At 51.0% G+C, this 17,260-nt stretch carries 19 protein-coding genes; 7 read left to right on the forward strand and 12 right to left on the reverse strand.

Going from position 1 to position 17,260, the window contains the following annotated elements; all coding sequences use genetic code 11:
- The first annotated feature begins 225 nt into the window (after positions 1 to 225).
- A complete protein-coding gene (locus SE18_RS16030) occupies positions 226 to 426 on the forward strand; it encodes a hypothetical protein (protein ID WP_054535481.1) in 201 nt (66 codons plus the stop codon).
- 49 nt (positions 427 to 475) lie between these two features.
- Here SE18_RS16030 and asd read toward each other — a convergent pair whose 3' ends face one another.
- Positions 476 to 1,531 (reverse strand): aspartate-semialdehyde dehydrogenase, encoded by a 1,056-nt coding sequence (gene asd, locus SE18_RS16035; RefSeq protein WP_054535482.1) that lies wholly within the window; start codon positions 1,529 to 1,531, stop codon positions 476 to 478.
- A 134-nt stretch (positions 1,532 to 1,665) separates the two neighbouring features.
- On the opposite strand from asd, the gene SE18_RS16040 reads away from it, so the two are divergent.
- Positions 1,666 to 2,103, forward strand: coding sequence for a hypothetical protein (locus SE18_RS16040; RefSeq protein WP_054535483.1), 438 nt, complete (start codon positions 1,666 to 1,668; stop codon positions 2,101 to 2,103).
- On the opposite strand, the gene SE18_RS16045 is transcribed toward SE18_RS16040, so the two are convergent.
- The 5 genes from SE18_RS16045 to SE18_RS16065 all read right to left on the reverse strand — a co-directional run bounded on the left by SE18_RS16045 (position 2,100) and on the right by SE18_RS16065 (position 5,180).
- Positions 2,100 to 2,675: a TetR/AcrR family transcriptional regulator gene (locus tag SE18_RS16045; protein ID WP_054535484.1), complete on the reverse strand. Its 576-nt coding sequence runs from the start codon at positions 2,673 to 2,675 to the stop codon at positions 2,100 to 2,102. The genes SE18_RS16040 and SE18_RS16045 overlap by 4 nt on opposite strands.
- An 11-nt stretch (positions 2,676 to 2,686) precedes the next feature.
- Positions 2,687 to 3,049 carry a DUF4260 domain-containing protein gene (locus tag SE18_RS16050; protein WP_054535485.1) on the reverse strand — a complete coding sequence of 121 codons (363 nt, stop codon included), beginning with the start codon at positions 3,047 to 3,049 and terminating at the stop codon, positions 2,687 to 2,689.
- Positions 3,050 to 3,139: 90 nt separating this feature from the next.
- Positions 3,140 to 4,156 (reverse strand): CobW family GTP-binding protein, encoded by a 1,017-nt coding sequence (locus tag SE18_RS16055; RefSeq protein WP_054535486.1) that lies wholly within the window; start codon positions 4,154 to 4,156, stop codon positions 3,140 to 3,142.
- Between the two features lie 140 nt (positions 4,157 to 4,296).
- Positions 4,297 to 4,743 carry a peptidylprolyl isomerase gene (locus tag SE18_RS16060; protein ID WP_269083557.1) on the reverse strand — a complete coding sequence of 149 codons (447 nt, stop codon included), beginning with the start codon at positions 4,741 to 4,743 and terminating at the stop codon, positions 4,297 to 4,299.
- Between the two features lie 149 nt (positions 4,744 to 4,892).
- The gene (locus SE18_RS16065; RefSeq protein ID WP_054535488.1) at positions 4,893 to 5,180 is read right to left on the reverse strand and encodes an HU family DNA-binding protein; all 288 of its coding nucleotides are present in this window, start codon (positions 5,178 to 5,180) and stop codon (positions 4,893 to 4,895) included.
- A 198-nt stretch (positions 5,181 to 5,378) separates the two neighbouring features.
- Here SE18_RS16065 and SE18_RS16070 point away from each other — a divergent pair, with 198 nt between their 5' ends.
- The 4 genes from SE18_RS16070 (at position 5,379) to SE18_RS16085 (ending at position 9,290) form a co-directional block, all read left to right on the forward strand.
- The gene (locus SE18_RS16070) at positions 5,379 to 5,966 is read left to right on the forward strand and encodes an ANTAR domain-containing response regulator (protein WP_012191727.1); all 588 of its coding nucleotides are present in this window, start codon (positions 5,379 to 5,381) and stop codon (positions 5,964 to 5,966) included.
- Between the two features lie 3 nt (positions 5,967 to 5,969).
- Positions 5,970 to 6,548, forward strand: a complete 579-nt coding sequence (locus SE18_RS16075) for a hypothetical protein (RefSeq protein WP_054535489.1) — start codon at positions 5,970 to 5,972, stop codon at positions 6,546 to 6,548.
- Between the two features lie 161 nt (positions 6,549 to 6,709).
- Entirely contained in the window at positions 6,710 to 8,602 is a 1,893-nt protein-coding gene (locus SE18_RS16080; RefSeq protein ID WP_054535490.1) for a peptidoglycan DD-metalloendopeptidase family protein, read from the forward strand.
- A 106-nt stretch (positions 8,603 to 8,708) separates the two neighbouring features.
- Positions 8,709 to 9,290, forward strand: a complete 582-nt coding sequence (locus SE18_RS16085) for a hypothetical protein (RefSeq protein WP_054535491.1) — start codon at positions 8,709 to 8,711, stop codon at positions 9,288 to 9,290.
- On the opposite strand, the gene SE18_RS16090 is transcribed toward SE18_RS16085, so the two are convergent.
- The 5 genes from SE18_RS16090 to mltG form a co-directional block, all read right to left on the reverse strand.
- Positions 9,287 to 10,147 carry a bifunctional 5,10-methylenetetrahydrofolate dehydrogenase/5,10-methenyltetrahydrofolate cyclohydrolase gene (locus tag SE18_RS16090; RefSeq protein ID WP_054535492.1) on the reverse strand — a complete coding sequence of 287 codons (861 nt, stop codon included), beginning with the start codon at positions 10,145 to 10,147 and terminating at the stop codon, positions 9,287 to 9,289. The genes SE18_RS16085 and SE18_RS16090 overlap by 4 nt on opposite strands.
- 57 nt (positions 10,148 to 10,204) lie before the next feature.
- Positions 10,205 to 10,837 (reverse strand): cyclodeaminase/cyclohydrolase family protein, encoded by a 633-nt coding sequence (locus SE18_RS16095; RefSeq protein WP_054535493.1) that lies wholly within the window; start codon positions 10,835 to 10,837, stop codon positions 10,205 to 10,207.
- Positions 10,838 to 10,926: 89 nt separating this feature from the next.
- Positions 10,927 to 11,598 (reverse strand): A24 family peptidase, encoded by a 672-nt coding sequence (locus SE18_RS16100; RefSeq protein WP_054535494.1) that lies wholly within the window; start codon positions 11,596 to 11,598, stop codon positions 10,927 to 10,929.
- Positions 11,599 to 11,605: 7 nt separating this feature from the next.
- Positions 11,606 to 12,427: a shikimate dehydrogenase gene (aroE, locus tag SE18_RS16105; protein WP_201783507.1), complete on the reverse strand. Its 822-nt coding sequence runs from the start codon at positions 12,425 to 12,427 to the stop codon at positions 11,606 to 11,608.
- A complete protein-coding gene (gene mltG / locus SE18_RS16110; protein ID WP_054535496.1) occupies positions 12,415 to 13,488 on the reverse strand; it encodes an endolytic transglycosylase MltG in 1,074 nt (357 codons plus the stop codon). Before mltG ends, aroE begins: the two co-directional genes overlap by 13 nt.
- A 507-nt stretch (positions 13,489 to 13,995) precedes the next feature.
- Here mltG and SE18_RS16115 point away from each other — a divergent pair.
- The gene (locus tag SE18_RS16115) at positions 13,996 to 15,234 is read left to right on the forward strand and encodes a DUF11 domain-containing protein (RefSeq protein WP_054535497.1); all 1,239 of its coding nucleotides are present in this window, start codon (positions 13,996 to 13,998) and stop codon (positions 15,232 to 15,234) included.
- A gap of 349 nt (positions 15,235 to 15,583) precedes the next feature.
- Here SE18_RS16115 and SE18_RS16120 read toward each other — a convergent pair whose 3' ends face one another.
- The gene (locus tag SE18_RS16120; protein ID WP_054535498.1) at positions 15,584 to 17,017 is read right to left on the reverse strand and encodes an O-antigen ligase family protein; all 1,434 of its coding nucleotides are present in this window, start codon (positions 17,015 to 17,017) and stop codon (positions 15,584 to 15,586) included.
- Positions 17,018 to 17,260 lie beyond the last annotated feature (243 nt).

Consider the following 17,260-nt stretch of genomic DNA (forward strand, 5'->3'; position numbering starts at 1 on the left):
GTTAAGGTCACCTACGGGTGGCTTTTTTGTATTTTAGGCTCTTGGAACACATGCTGCTAGGCTGCTATCCTAAGTAAGCTGTAGCCATGGTACTAGCGGCTTGATGACTAATGAGCTATAGATATTAATCAAATTCTTATCTTTTTAGCCTAAATACGTCAATGATTAACCAAGCTTGATATGATACGATACAGCTAGATATCCAGTTTTATGAGGGGTGTGTTGATGGTTCTCTTTGCACTGTTATTAATGCTCTTTGGTGGGATTTTATTGGTTTCGCGCCAATTTCGCGAGCAATGGTTTTATAGCGATGCGCGGCGTGGCACCGATCTGGTATTTACCCAGCGGTTACACCAGACTTTTCGCTCCGTTGGGGGCGTATTTATGCTGATTGGGCTGATCATTGTGGTGATCAATACTATTTAATTAAATCGCGCCCAGCATCGCTCACCTTCGATGCTGGGCGCGGTTTATTTTAGGCTTTGATTAGGCCTTTGGCGACCATTAATTCTGCATTCAGCAACGAACCCCCAGCGGCTCCGCGCAAGGTGTTGTGCCCCAACAAAACTAATTTATAATCGAGAATTGGGCAGCGGCGAACGCGGCCAACGGTTGTCGCCATGCCTCGTTCTGCATCGCGATCGCGGCGAGGTTGTGGGCCATCGGCCAATTCGGTGACCAAAATGGGGTGGGTGGGAGCACTCGGCAAATTGAGGGTTTGTGGCTCGGCCTTGAATTCACGCAAGGCAGCAATCAATTCTGCTTCGTCTGCTGGTGGGCGTTCGAAGGCCAATGATAAACATTCGGTATGGCCATCGATAACGGCCACCCGATTACAGTGGGCGCTGATGGTGATTTGGGCTTCTTCGATGCCCTGAGCGCCAAGCGTGCCCAGCAATTTGCGTGGCTCCCACTCGACTTTCTCTTCTTCACCTTTGATCAGCGGCACAACATTATCAATAATATCGAGGCTTGGTACGCCTGGGTAGCCAGCGCCTGAGATTGCTTGCATACTAACCAACAAGACTTTGGTTAGGCCAAAGGCATCGTGCAAAGCCCGCATTGGCAACACAGCGTGAGTGGTTGTGCAATTGGGGTTGGTCAAAATGCCGCCACTCCAGCCATAGTGTTGGCGTTGCAGCTCCAACAAATTAACATGGTCGGGGTTGACTTCGGGGACTAACAGCGGCACCAGCGGATCGCGGCGATGAGCGCCAGCGTTTGAGAAGACCAACGCCCCAGCCTTGGCCCAAGCAATTTCGGTCGGGCCAGCAGCATCACTAGGCAAGGCACTGAACACTAAGCCAACATCACCAACCTGATCAACTGGCTGGACGGTCATCTTGGCAAATTGGCTAGGCATTTCGCCACCGATCATCCAGCGGCCAGCTTCGGCCAAGGTCTTACCAGCCGAACGCTCCGAAGCTGCAACGACCGTTACTTCAAAATAGGGGTGATCGATCAACAAGCTCAAAAAGCGTTGTCCAACCATCCCTGTTGCGCCTAGCACACCAACAGGAATCTTCTTCATACCAAAAGCCTCCGCAGTGGGAATGTTAAATAGCATCATTGCTCATCAGCTTCGTTGCTGCGCGCATTATAGCAACTCCACGCCGCCATGCAACGTACCGTGGTCTGATGGTATTAGATAGAAAGGTTTTTTGTATGTTAGATGTTGAAGCCCGTAATCAAATTGTCCGTCTAGAAAAAGAAGTTCAGGCTTTACGCAGTGAAATTCGTTCGTTGCGCGCTGATTTGCATCCAATGATTAATCCACGCTCAAAGCCCACCCGTCACCCAACATTTGAGCGCAATTTAGCGCCTGAGCGTGAGCCAGAAGCGTTGGCCGATGTCGCCCAACAGCTTTCTGAGCAGGTTTCGATGGATGAAATCGGAGCCTATTTGAACCGTGATCGGATCAAGGCCAGCGATATTCAATTAACCGAGCAAGATATTAAACGCAATCGGCCTCGCAACCACTTGGCCCATGAGGGCTATCCCAACAGGGAGGCTAGGCTAGAGTTTTTATGGAACAACAGCTCATTATTTATTCTTTTATTTTTTTTGATTGGCATGTTGATCTTCTTTTTGGTTATTCTTTAGGAGCTTGCCACCGTGGCTACACCAGCCAAATAGCTGCGCACTGCCAAATCAAAGGCTGTGCTTAAATCGCCACCACGCTGGAGTTGTTGATTGAGTTCGAGCAAGACAAAGCCATGAATCAGCCCCAGCATGCCACGCAAAGCGGCCAACGAATGTTCTTGGCCACTAATTTGGGCCATGATCGCCTGTACTGGCAGTACCATTTCGACCAAGCTTGCCGAATCAGCTCGTTGTTCGGCGCTGGCAGCGGTAAAGGCCAAGGCATAATTTTTGGGCTGATCATGTGCAAATTGGCGATGGGCATGACAAATTGCTAGCATTTGGTTTTGTGGATCGCCTGCACTTGTATTCAAGGCCTCGCTATAGGTCGCAAACAATTGCTGAATTGTGATCGTCACAACACCTTTGAGCAACGCAGTTTTATTGGCAACATAGCGATATAACGATGGGGCTTTGATGCCCAACTCGCTTGCCAAGCTGGCTAATGCCAATTGCTCAACCCCATCGCGTTCAATCAACTGCTGCGCAATGCGAATAATTGTTGGATAATCGGTTTGGGCAGGATAGGCCATACAATTTCCTCTTAAACGCGCCCCAAATGGGTATCTTTAAACTGAGTTGGGTATTTTAGCCCATAGCCGAGCATACGATCAAGCCCAATATGCGCGAGCCAGATTAAGCCAATTTGCAGCCCCACGCGCCAATTGTTGACCACCCCAAGCGCCAAAAAGCTCAATGGCACAAGCGTAACATGAGCAAGATTGTAGCAAATGCTGCCGACCTTTGGCCCCCACAGATAGCCCAGCATCGCCAGATCGGGCGCAAATAAGGCTAAGGCAAATTGCCACCAAGCAAAGCCCTGCCACGCATAGCCCAATACCGCAATCAATAATAAACCCAAGCCTTCAGCATGTAATAATTGCTTTGCCAAACTTGCTGTTTTCATAACCCACCTCAAGACTAATTCAATTAGTTTATAAGCCTAATATTATTAGTTTTTGGTGCGATTGTCAAGACTAAATTGATTAGTTTTGAATTATTGGTTTTGATATTTGCGTCGCCATTCGGCCACAGTCAAAATTTCTTCGCGCAGTTCGTGGGTGGGCTGAGCCAAACAGGCATCGAATTGGGCGGTTAATTGAGCTGGATCAAAGCTCTGGCTGCGGCCAATAACCACAATTTTGCTGTGCGGCGGAGTTGCGCCCCATGGCTCGCCGAGCTGCAAACTAGCGCGTTTACCTGCTAATTGGACAATCGCTTGGCGCTCAGGTGCTTCGGCCAAATAGACGATGCCTTTGGCACGAAAAATTGAGTTTGGCAGCTGTTGAAAGGCATGTTGTAGGCTGCTCATGGTAAAGGGTTTGGCGGTTTGGTAATGCCAGGTTTGCCAATCTTCGTCGTGCTGCTGCGGGGCAAATTCATGGCGATCAACGAGTAAATCAATCTGATATTGGCCAATGCCAAGCAGCAGATCGATTGGCACACCGCCATATTCAGCAGTCAAGATGCGGGCGCGCGGTACGATTGCTTGAATCCAATTGATTACTCGTTGCTGTTGAGTAGGATCAACCAAATCGATTTTATTGACTACCACAATATCAGCGGCGGCAATTTGATCGCCGACTTGGACGATTTGCTGGCGCTGTTCCTGAATGCGTTCAGCATCGACAACCGCCACAATTGCAGCAAGGTTAATTAATGAGCGCAAGGCTGGCAAGCGGAAGGTTAAGGCAACTGAAACTGGGTCGGAAACCCCGCTCGCCTCGACGATAATATACTCTGGGCGATCTGGGCGTTCGAGCAATTCGAGGGTAGTGCTCAGCAAGTCCTCGCGAATTGTGCAACAAATACAGCCATTGGCCAAATTGACAATTTCGTTAGCTTCAACTCCAACGACCAACTGGGCATCGATGTTGATTGCGCCAAAATCGTTGACCAGCACCGCGATTTTGAGACCATGCTGGGCAGTGAGCAAACGGTTGAGCACGGTCGTTTTACCTGCGCCCAAAAAGCCAGTCAAAATCATCATCGGAATAGGTGTTGCTTCACTCATCAGGCACTCCTAATTGCTTGTTAACCGCGAAGATCGCAAAGAATCGCTAAATTGATCTTCGTGGTGCTTCGTGTTATTCGTGGTTAAAAAACAAAAACCCCTCGTTCTGCTGAGAACAAGGGGCTGAGCTAAAACGCATTTTAGCTGACAGTTACTTTGGTCATGCTATCGCCTTGGCGAATGGCGTTGACCACATCTTGACCTTCGGTGACCTTGCCAAACACGGTATGGCGTCCATCGAGGTGAGGTTGTGGGCCATGGGTGATGAAGAATTGTGAGCCATTGGTGCCTGGGCCTGCATTGGCCATTGAAAGCACGCCGGTTTCGTGCTTGAGCGGGTTGCCTTTGAACTCATCTTCGAAGCGATAGCCTGGGCCACCGGTGCCGGTGCCAGTTGGATCGCCACCTTGAACCATAAAGTTTGAGATCACGCGGTGAAAGACCACGCCATCATAGAACCCTTCGTTGATCAAAAACACAAAGTTATTGACCGTTTTGGGTGCATATTCTGGATACAACTCGATAGTGATAGTACCTTTGGTTGTTTCCATAGTGACGACATAGTGTTTCGTGGTGTCAATCGACATCGCTGGCGCTGACTTCCATTGTTTTGCGGCCACGTGAGACCCCTTTCGACTAAAGAATCGTGAAAACATTATCACCCTAGGGTTATAACACAAGAAAGCGACCGCAAGCAATTGGCGGTCGCTCAAAGCAACATCGGCTACGCTGTGAGCTACTCAGACTTGCCTTGGCGAACCAATAGTTTCAAGCTATTACTGGCCGAGAAACCAGGGGTTTTCGTAGCTTCGATTGTCATCCGTTCGCGCGTTTTTGGGTTGACCCCTTGGCGAGCTTGGCGCTCGCGAACTTCAAAGGTACCAAACCCAGTCAGGACAACTTTTTCGCCAGCTTGCAAGCGCTCGCTGACCACATCCAACATAGCATCGACAACGCGGCGTGCCTCTTTTTTAGAAATGCCGGTGCGTTCAGCGACCTCAGCAATGAACTCGATTTTTTGCATTGCACGCTCCTTAATCCTAGCGAAGCTACAATCGTTACCCCCGATTATACCATAAGCAGTATGCGCTGTGGAACATTTTAGCCCATTAGATAGGCCAATTTACTCATTATGGTTGCTTGCCCTGAATACCGCAGCATGCTATACTTGCGTACATTCATCGACGCTACGATGACCGATTATGCACCCGGAGGAAACCGTATGCCACAGACACGCATTGTCATCGCCGATGACGAATCGCTGATTCGCATGAATCTGCGTGAAACGTTAGTTGGCCTCGGCTATCTTGTCGTTGGGGAAGCTGGTGATGGCGTGAGCGTTATCAACCTTGCCCGCGAACTACGCCCAGACGTAGTGGTGATGGACATCAAAATGCCCAAACTGGATGGTATCCAGGCAGCCAAAGTGCTGACTGAAGAGAAAATTGCCCCGGTCTTGCTCTTGACCGCCCACAGCGACAAAGAGTTGGTCGAGCGCGCCCGCGACGCTGGTGTTGTGGGGTATCTCAGCAAGCCCTTTCGCGATAGCGATTTGATGCCAGCACTCGAAATTGCCCGCGCCCGTTTTGAAGAGTTCCTGACCCTCGAACAACAAGTCGGCGACCTGAAGGAAACGCTCGAAACTCGCAAGATTATCGAACGTGCCAAGGGCATGTTGATGGATTCTCAAGGGCTGAAAGAATCTGAGGCTTTCCGCAAGATTCAGCAATTGAGCATGAATACCCGCAAGTCGATGCGCGAAGTTGCCTCGGCCTTGCTGTTGGCCAACCAGATGGAGCAACAAAAGTAAGTTATGCTACGTCGCCCCTCTCAGCAACAACTTGTCGCTGTGTTGCGGGCGACGTTGCCTTTGCTACTGGCCGCCTTCCTAGGTGGTTTAGTTGCCCTCGCCCTGCAACCAGACCCTCCTGCCCAACAACCTGTCATCCAAGTTGTTACTCCAACGGTGCTCAAGGCCGCTGCTACCGAGGTGCTGCCCGCCCCCGCGCCTACTCCCATGCCTGCCACGCCAACGATTATCATTTTTCCCGAGGATACGATTTCTTTGGAGTTGGTAACGCTGCGCCGCGATTTGGAGTTTACTGCTGGGAGTTTGCATTTGCTGCGTGCCACTATCCGCATTCAAAATGCCCGCATCGCTCATAGCAACCTGCAAACTGGCAATGTCGAAGCGCAACTCGATTTGGCCCAAGCCGATTTGGATGCAGCCTTTCCGCTGGTTAGCGATGAAGTTCGCGCCGCCATCCAAGGCCTCAACGATCAAATTAATTATCTGCGCGACGATCTCAGCATTCGCCCAGAAACGATCGACTCGCGCCTTGCAGATTTGACCGAGCAGGTGTTGGTGTTGGCGAATCGCGATTTACCCTGAACATAGAACATAGAGCATTGGGGCTTTGCTTTTACTCAGCAACATACGAAGAACCACAAGCTTACCAGCCCCAACAACCAACCCCCGATCCCAGCGACCGCAGTTGCACCCCAATCATTCCACATCTGCTATACTGACAAGGCGAATGCTTGGTGAGGATTATGCAACGCTTTAACCCCAAACGCTATTTTGATTTACGCAATCGCCTGCAAAGCGATCAGCAACGCCTCTGGGCTTTGTTTAGCACATTAATTGTCAGTTTGTGCCTAACCACGCTGGTGCTGCGGATTGCTCCGTCGCCCACGAAAACCGGCCAGCTGATTTTTCGGCCTGTTGATTCGGTCTCCGAGGACGACCTAAACCAAGCAGAACAACCGCCACCAACCTTGCCTCCAGCGGTCGAGCCGCAAAATGCAGTCGAAGCTAGCTCGATTTTGCCGCGCGCCGCCGAGCCGCCAACATTAATCGATGATATTCGCTTTACATCCGAGCAAAATCTGACGGTTGAGAATATTCAGACCCTCTTAGATGCGCAGCCAGGCACGCTCAAAGCGGCCCTGCTGACGGTTGGCGATCGCAATTTATCCTTGGCTGAGGTTGTAGTTGGCCAAGCGTATCTGTACAGTTTGAATCCTAAATTGTTGTTGGCACTGCTCGAGTTTCAACAAGGCTTGTTGACCAACCCGACGCCCAATCCCGATCAACTCGATTGGGCCATGAAATATCAGGGCGAAGAAGAAAAGTGGCGTGGCTTGCATGGCCAAATTCGCTGGGCTGCGCGTGAGTTACGCCGTGGGGTGCGCGATTTTGCTTATGTGACCGAGTTGCAATATCGCGATAAAGATGTCAAAGGCCCAATTCCCGCTGGCTTAAACCCTAGTTCGTATGCAGTTGTGCGCTTGCTTGCCCAAACCATGACTCCTGAAGAATTGGCTAAAGTGCTTAGTGATGGCAGTTTTGTTGCAACCTACAGCAAGTTTTTTGAAGATCCACGCCAAACTTTAGGCCAAGTGCCTGCTCCAGCCACGCCATTTTTGCGCTGGCCATTGCGCAACGTCACCTACATCACCTCGTTTTTCGATCACGAGTATCCCTTTTTAACACCCAACCAATCGTTGGTTAGTTGGTGGGGTCGGCGTGAAACCCAAATTTCCTACGATGGTCATGATGGCTGGGATTATGGCGCTCGACCGCCAGAGGCTGTGGTTGCTGCCGCCGATGGCACAATTGTCTGGGCCAGCAACTCCGATGATGGCTGTGGCGTGCCCGCCAAAGGCGTGGTCATCGATCATGGCAATGGCTATCGCACGCTCTACTGGCATCTAAGCGAAATTTCGGTCGAAGTTGGGCAAGCAATTAAAAGTGGCGAACAATTGGGCATCGTTGGCTCAACAGGCTGTGCAATTGGCCCGCACTTGCACTTTCAAACCCAATATCTTGGCCGCAATACCGACCCGTATGGTTGGTGCTCAAACGAACCTGACCCATGGAGCAGCTATCCAGTTGGCACAGCTTCGCGCTGGCTGTGGGCCGATCGCCCGAATCCCTGCGATTTGGGCCAAACGATTGCGGTCAGGCCAACCGACCAAGGTTTTAGCCGCACTGAAGGCAATTGGCAAACTGCGCCAATTGGTGCTGGCGCTGAAACACTCTGGATTACCTCGCAGATTCCGGTGATCGAGACCGACACTTTGACCGACACGATTTCGGATTTAACTGGCGTTGCAACCCCGCAGCCCACGCCGAACCAGCCACCAAGCACCGCAACTTGGCAAACCAGCCTGCCGAGCGCTGGCCGCTACCGCGTGCTAACCTACATTCCCTACTACTACAACGGTCACGACGATGCAGTCACTGCGCGTTATGTGGTCGAGCATGCAGAGGGCCGCAGCGATGTGGTGATCAATCAGTATGTTTTTGCCAACGAATGGGCTGATCTTGGCACCTATACATTTGACCCAAGCAAGCCAGCCAAAGTCGAGCTGAGCAACGAAACCACTATGGCCGACCAAGGCATCTGGGTTGGCACGACGGTTTGGTTGCCAGCTGATTGACATTGCAATCAATTAATGATACTGTATATCAATAAATGGTCGTGCCTAGCGCGACCACTTTTTTGCTCATTTTATAATGATATATAGTATCAATATGCAAACAATAATGCCAAATTATGCTTTACCAAAGGCTGTTCAGCAGGCAGGCCGACCATTATTCGAGCAACAATGTTGGTGTTGGGGCCACGATGTGCGGCGCGGTGCAGGTAATTTGCTGCTGGAATATGGCGCTGAGCGCAGCCGCGTGCCTGCTGAGCAACGAGGGAGCAGCAATTATCGCTTTCAGCTTGGTAATGGGGCGACGCTCGATTTGTGGGGTTGGGGCTTGTGGTATGGCGATGGCTATCCCGCAAGTTTGTTTTTGCGCCGCGACAAGCTGCAAATTGGCTTGATCGATCGGGCTGCGCCGCTGTGCAATGTTTGGTCGCTGAGTGCGGTGCCGCCAGTCCGCATGCCTGGCAATTTGAACGAATGGTTGCGCATGACCAGTCTACTTTGTCATTGTTGTACGTGGATTGCAAGCTACGAGCAATGGGTTTTGAGCCATGCTGGATTAACGTATCGCCAAAATTGCCTTGCAGATTGGAACAAACGCGCCCTGCCAGCCCACGAGATGGCTGAGCGCTGGCAACAACTCCACGAGTTAATTGTTGCCAGCCAATTAACCTCAAACCTTGTGCTTGCTTAGGCTTGTTCGGCCAACCATTGGGCTGCTTGTAAGGTATTTTGCAGCAGCATCATATTGGTGACTGGGCCAGTACCGCCTGGCACTGGGGTGATTGCGCTGGCAACCTTGCTGGCGCTTTCCCAATCGACATCGCCAACCACTTGACCTTCAGCTACTTCGTTGATACCAAAATCGAGCACGACCGCACCTGGCTTGAGCATTGCGCCAGTTACCAAGCCAGCCTTGCCAACTGCTGCCGCCACAATATCGCCTTGGCCAATCACTTCGGCCAAATTGGCAGTGCGCGAGTGGCAAATTGTTAAGGTGGCATGGCGGGCCAGCAACAATTGGGCGAGCGGTTTGCCCACCACATTCGAGCGCCCCACCACGACGGCATGCTTGCCAGCCAAACTAATTTGATAGCGATCGAGCAAGGCCATGCCGCCAGCAGGTGTATTTGGTACCAAAGCAGGCAAGCCTTGGGCTAAGCGGCCAGCGTTGGTTGGGTGCAAGCCATCAACATCCTTTTGCGGATTCAGCGCGGCAACCGCTCCATCAGCAGAGAGCTGGCTGGGCAAGGGCATTTGAATAATGATGCCATGGATGCTGGGATCGTTGCTGGCTTGCTGAATTGCCGCTTCTAAGGTCGTTTGATCGCAGGTTTCGGGCAGAAGGTGTAGCGCAAAACCAAAGCCAACTCCTTCACACGAGCGGCGAATTGAACGCACATACCAATCGGAGGCAGCATTACCCGCCACTTGAACCACGACCAATTGGGGAACATAGCCAGTGCGAGCCTTGAATTCAGCTGCTTGTTGGCTGATCTGAGCCTTCAATTCCTTCGCTAATACGCGACCATCAAGCAAAAGCGCTGTCATAACATCCTTTACATAAAAAAGCGGAGCTTGTGCTCCGCCAGCGTTGGAAACCAATTTTTAGGCTTGTAGTTGTTGATTGACCAAGGCCATTATTGCCTCGGTATCGTCGTGCAGAGTAGCGGTGAGTTTAGCAACCTCGGCCCGCGTTTCGCGCACATAAAACTGATCTTCAAGCGAATTCAGGTTGATTTCGACATTGAGCAAGGCGCTACGTACAGCAGCTTGCGCTAAAAGTACTGCCACGCCAACATCGCTGACCGCAGCCGAATTACCTTTTTGGGCAGCTGGGCTACAGAGCGGCAAAATCGCAGCGGCAGCTTGGGCCGTGCGCAATGGCACATCGGTGGCAATTCTGGTTGCTGCTTGAATTGCATCGCGGCGAATTGCAATATCGGCGCTGGTTTCGCGCGGCAATTTATAGGCCACACTCAAGCGCCGAAATGCCTCAACATCAGCCTCGGCCAGCTCTTGCAACTCGCGACGCAACGATTCTGAGCGATCCATCAAGGCCCGTATTTCATCCTCGACCTCGGCGTATTTCTTCTTGCCAAGCGTCAGTGAACAAACCATTGAAATCAAGCCTGCGGCCATTGCCCCAGACACGGCTGCAACGCTCCCGCCGCCTGGTACTGGCTCTTTAGTTGCAAGCTGATCCAAAAATTCGGTGATTGGCACCTGTAATAGGGTCATAACGACCTCCTTGGTGTTGAATCAAGTTCATGCTGATCGTACCACATCTCGGCAGCTGTGCGGTTGTTTGCTAGGCCATGCGTAGCCGCCTAAAGTGGGCCAGACTTGATCATATACAACAAGACACCAAGGCATAAATAGGTGCCATAGGCGATATAGAGCGTGCCTTCGCCTCGAATTTGGCGAACCACTAAAATTCCAAGTGAGGCGATTCCTGCCAAGCCCATGCCATACATAAGCACAGCGCCAAGATGGCCCCAACCAACCGTTGCGCCCATCAAAAAGGCCAAATATACATCACCCAAACCAAACGGCGCATCGGTATCGGGGTAAAGCAGAATTGAACCAGCAAAAAAGAGCAAAAACAAAAGCCCTGCAATCAAGGCCCCAATCAGCGAAGCTTTGAAACTAATGGTTAAAAAAGCCGAGCCAATTAATGCGACAATCGTTGCAATCAGCACCAACAGCACATCAATCAGGCGCACTTTCCAATCGACGGCGCCAATCACAATAAAAACCAAGCTCATTGCATACCAATAAATGCCCCGCAGCGAAAGCCCATAATCGCGATAACAAATCCATGCCATCAACCCACTCGTGGCTGCAATCAGTAACCCAACCCATGTTGGCCCGCCAAGCAATGGGTGACGTGGCGTTGGCAAAGGGTTCGCAGCTTTCGGATCGGTGGCGATTTGGGTAATCCACGGGTTTAACCCAAAGCCAATCGCGATCCCAACTACAATCACAAGTGCTGACAACATAGGCTGATTATCCTTGTAGGGCCGCTAAAGCAGCGGTACGCATGACTGATAGCGGTGCAGGCTGATCAAACCAGAGGCTAAATGCTAAGCCAGCTTGGCGGACTAACATATCAAGCCCATCGGAATAGGCTGCGCCACAGGCCGCCGCCGCTTTAAGCAATGGCGTTTGGCGATAGACTGTATCGTACACCATAAGCTTGGCATGGAGTAGGCCTAAATCAAGCGGCGCAGGATCAGTATCCTTCCAACCAAGCGAGGTTACATTGATCAACAGGCTTGCATTGGCTAAACAATCAGCAACGTGAGAATCGGTGGCTACTAGCGCTTGTTCGTGGGGCAAAACCAAAGCTTGAGCACTGCTGAGCGTGCGGTTGATTAGGCTAATCTGCTGGCAACCAGCGTTGCGCAAGGCCCAAAGTGCTGCCCGTGCTGCGCCACCAGCTCCCAAAATCACCGCTCGTTGGCTGGCTAAATCGATTCCAGCTGCTTGGAGCGAGGCTTGGAGCGCGGGTGCATCGGTGTTGTGGCCAGTCAAACTACCATCGATTTCGCGCACGATGGTATTGACAGCTCCAAGCTCTTGGGCGATAGCTACCGTGCGATCAAGCAAGGGCGCGATTGCAACTTTATGCGGCAAGGTTACATTTGCGCCTAACACGCCCGCGGTGCGCAGACTTTGCACGCGGGCGGGCAACTCGGCGGCTAGTGTATGCCAACGTGCATAGTGCTGATTAATAGCAAGCGCCTGCAATGCAGCATTGTGCATTGCAGGCGAAAGGCTATGAGCGACCGGATCGCCAATGATGCCAAGGGCAGCTATTTGGGACACGCCAAAAACTCTTCTTGAAATTGCAAAAATTCGCTATAGTCATTAGTGAAATTGTGGGTTGGCCGTTCGCCAGCAGGCACACATTTGGTCACAAAATAGGTCACATCCTCATCTGCTGGCGCTGCGGCTGCTTGCAAAGCAAACAAGCCAGGCGTGCTGATTGGGCCTGGTGGTAGGCCAGGATTGACCCGCGTATTGTAAGGGCCTTCTGCGCTATTAATTTGCTGCACTGTTAGTTCGTCGAGCTTTGGCCACCAGTTGCCTGGCTCTCCCAAGATATATTGAACCGTTGGATCTGCGCCAAGTTGGTTGCCTGCAAACTCTGGCTTTAGGCGATTCCAGAAGGCAGCGGCAATGCGTGGCATTTCTTCGTTATTGCTTGCTTCGCGCTGTATAATTGAAGCCATTGTGACCACTTCGTGGACAGAGCGTCCGCTGGTGGCACTGCTCAACGGCGAATCGGCCCAGCGAAGTGCGAAGGTATCGAGCATTTTGCGCACAATATCTTCGCTACTAGCATCGGAGAAAATGTCATAGGTATCGGGGAAGAGATAGCCTTCTAAGCTGGCGCTATCGGGCAAACTGGCCAAAAAGCTATAGTCGGCCTTGAACTGCGAGCCATTGCGTGCAACGCTCAAGAAATCATCGGCGCTGACCACGCCAGTCGATTCAATAACGTTGGCAATTTCTTCGATTCGCAAGCCTTCGGGCACGGTAAAGCGCACAGCGGTGCGCACTTCAGGCGCAACCCGAAACATTTCCAAAATTTGATTGATGGTCATGTTGGGGCTGATTTTGTAGGTGCCCGGGTACAATTCTGTTTCAGCGTTGCGTATATCGGCAAAAACGCGGAAGACAATTGCACGGCGAACCAAGCCTTCAGATTCTAGATTGCTGCTAATGACAGCCAAACTTTCGTTTTGGGCAATCGTAAAATTTTTGGCGACATCGCTATCGCCAGCAGGCGTGGTTAACTCACGCAGAAACAATGTTGCAACACAAGCGACCACGAGTGCGCCAATGGTGGCAACAATCAACAAAGCTCGAATTAAACGTCTCACAAGCATCCCTTATTATCTATGGTAGCGTTGGCATATACCAACAATCGGTCGATCGCAAACGGCAAAACCTTGGCTATTATAGCCTTGCGTTATCTATTTGACAACAACTCCTCCTTTCTTAACAATTGTTTATCCTATCCTCATGAGCTAAAACCCTAGGCAAGCAATCTGCAATAATCTCACCTCTAGGGGTGAGATAGAAGTCGTCTTAACGAACGGGACTGACGCTCGTTTATAAGACTGCACAACAACTCTAAGTGTTGCTATACTAGCTAGTATTCTTTTTGGATTCGTTGCTGGCTTGTTGCCAGTTAGGTTGCGTTTGGCTGGTTGGTATGCCTTATCAAGATATATTCCATGATTGAGTTTAGGCTCAGATTAATGCTTGCTAGTGATTCGATCAGCTTGTGAGTTGCTTAAATAGCTAGCTACACATTGACATGACTTAAGGCCTGAGTCATAATAGTTCTACCGACATACCAACCAATCATCGCAGGATGGTGTTTTATGCAATGGAGCATGCGGCTACGTTCGCTCTGCATTCCTGCTCTATTGACGTTCATGATCGCTGGTTTATTTGCGCTCATGGCTCGTCAACCGCACGCTAGCTTCGCTCAGGATAGCGAAGGTTCGCCCCCCGATTGCCCTGGCTTGGGCGATCTTGGTGCTTGGTTCAGCGCCGACAACGAAGTTGTTATTATTAATCGTTCGAGTGTTTGTACCTATGAAGTTGGCACGGCTGTGTATCAAAAATTCGATGCCGTTACCGATCATCAGGTGCTATTTGCCTCGCAAAGCGATCAATTGCCCCCCAATACCCAACGCACGTATCGCCAAACTTTAACCACATGTGCTGGCCAAATGAGCGCCTTCTTCGGCCCAGTTTTGCCAAACTTGATGAACCAGCGTTACCAAGAGCGTTTGTTGGCGGCCAATCATTATGGCGGCACCAATTATTGTTTGCGCAACTGCGATTCGGGCCATTTGCTTGGTTGGGTTGGCGTGAGCCAAAACGCAGTCTTACAACATTCAGCCAGAATCGGCATGAAAATCACTGGCGCTCCACCATGGCAAATTGAATTTCGCCTGACTGGCCCCATGACCAAAACCCATATCGAGCAGATCGATCCGTATCTGTTTACTGGCAATACTTGGAATTTAAGCACGGTGCCTGCTGGCGATTACACGCTTAAAGCCTCGTATATTGCCAACCAAGGTATCCGCTGCGATAGCAAAACAATTCAATTTAAGGTCGCGAGCGCGCCGCTGCCAACGCCTACGCCATCACCAACACCTACGCCAGTGCCAGTCTATCGGGCGCGAATTGTGTTGAATTCATTGGTTATTTGGGATGTTAATCGTGGCGATCAGCTGAATAATTTTGATGGTTTTGTGCGGCCTGGTGATACAATTTCGTATACCCTCGCCATCCAAAATACTGGCAACATGCCCTTGAGCAATGTTCAAATCGTCGATCCCTTCTCAGCTGCGACGAGTTTTAATGGACTAAGTTGGCCAGCGCCACAAATTCAGCCAAGCCCCAATGGCTCTGGCCCGATTGGCTGGCAAATTCCGCTCTTGCAACCAAATCAACGGATTAATGTGACCTTCCAAGTGATCGTCAAAGAATCAATTCGCGGAACCTATACCCAAATTATCAATAATGCTAGCTTCTCAAGCAACGAAACTGGCCAGCAGTGGAGCAATACGACTGAACATATTTACAATCCAGATTTTGATCGATAAGTTGGGGATTGGGGATCGGAGATCGGAAACTGTAACCATGAAGGACGCAACACGAAGGTTGAAATAGCAGCATAACAACCCCTCTCCCATACTCAAGGTGGGAGAGGGGCTTTTTAATCGTGCGTTTTGCTTGTCAACGAACGCGGAAAGGTGATAGTTTGGCTATGATGAGGGCAAGCTTTGGGTCTGAGGAAATACAACAATCCACAAAATAAATATTTGGGGGTGCTGGGGGCTGAAAACCCCCGGCGTTTCCCGCCTGGGGAGGGACGGAAGGGTGGCGATCTCTGTATATAGTGTGATTCAAGCGCAAGCCAAAAAGCAAATCATTGATTCTTGCTGCTTTATATTAACGATCAAATGCCGGATCAGCTTTTGCCTCGCGCATAAAGACCATTGCCAAGCCTACCACACCCCAAAACAGCGTGCCCATATGTGGAAACTCGATATTGAAGAAATAGTGATCGAGCACGCCAACTGCGAGGGCTGCCAAAATTGCTGCCTGCAAGCCAATAATTGCATCGCCAACCGAGCGCTCGCTGCGGCGGATAGCTTGGGTTGTGAGCACCATAAAGGCGATTGCGGTCAAAATGTATAAGCCTAAACCAACCAAGCCCATGCGCGAGCCAAGCGCCAAATACACGCTGCTCACGCCAGTCGTCAGGTCGATATTCGGGGCACGGCCAAAGCCCACCCCAAACACCGGATACTCACGCATAATCGCGATTGCATTGCGAAACTCGGCCAAGCGCATTTGGTTGGCTTGATCTTTGAATTGAATGCCTTCAACAATTCGCTCGACAAAATCACCGCCTTTACCCAAGCCCAAAATCGCGATTGCCCCAGCGATGCCGCCAGCGCCAATCAGCCACCATAATTGGCGATAGCGCACAGTTGCCAGAAACAGCCCAGCAATGGCAAAACCGCCGAGTGCTGCTCGTGACGAGGTCAAAAAGACTGCCAAAGCAAAGCTTGCGGTGATGAGCCATAACCATTTGCGACCCAAAACAGGGCGCTGAGCCAAAGCTTGGCCCAAGGCAATCGCCCCCAGCAAGGCCATCATGCCGCCAAAACCGTTAGGGTCAATCGAGGTGCTAATCGCGCGCTCAAACCCATTCGGATCGTCTTCGACATAGCGCAAAACGCGGCCACTTGCAGGATAGCCAATTGGTGCGAGCGCGGTCAAAAAGCGCAGTGCTAGGCCATCGGGGGCGAAGCGCAGGCCAATCCCGAGCAGTGCCGCCGCCCAACCAGTCAGAATTAGCAAGCGCAGCCACCAACGAGCTTGTTCTAATGAATCGAGGGCATTTTGCACCCCCCAGAACAAACAAATGCCGAGCAGCAATTTGAAATAATTATGCAGCAGCAGGCTATCGGGCGCAGCATTCGAGCCAATGATAAACGAGAAAAACGAGCTTCCAAGGAGCAGAATAACCCATGGGGCGAGGCTACCCCAGCGCCAGCTACGTTCGGGATCAACTAAATTGCGCACGACCAGCATTGCATAGAGCGCCAATAAACCTAGCTCAAGCAAGGCTGGAGTTAGGCCAACTTTGAAGGGCAAGGTACCAAAGGGCAAAAGCGTGGCAACCAAAACAGTGGCCGTCAGAATCGAATGCACTGAACGGGCAAACCATGCGCCGACCAGCAAGCCCAGCACGCCTGCGACTACCAAAAAGCCTGGCACAAACGCGGCAATCGCGCCTAAGCCAACGCCAAGCAGCGTGCCGCCAAAAATCAAACCAAGCTCACGTCGTCGATGCTGATCGAATGCTGCAAACATGCCAATCTACCTTTTATAACTGGGGTACGTTTTGATCCACGAAGGACACGAAGAGCACGAAGGACGGAAACCGCAAAGAACATGAAGAACACAAAGAGCGCGAAGAACGAAAACCGCGAAGGACGCGAAGAGCACGAATGCTCACTATTCATCCCTCATAATTCATCCTTCATCCTTTCTTTCTCTGTGCCTCTGCGTTAATAGTTGCCCTTTGCCTTCATCCCTCATAATTCATCCTTCATC

This window comes from Herpetosiphon geysericola, from assembly GCF_001306135.1.
GTDB classification, from domain to species: Bacteria; Chloroflexota; Chloroflexia; order Chloroflexales; family Herpetosiphonaceae; genus Herpetosiphon; species Herpetosiphon geysericola.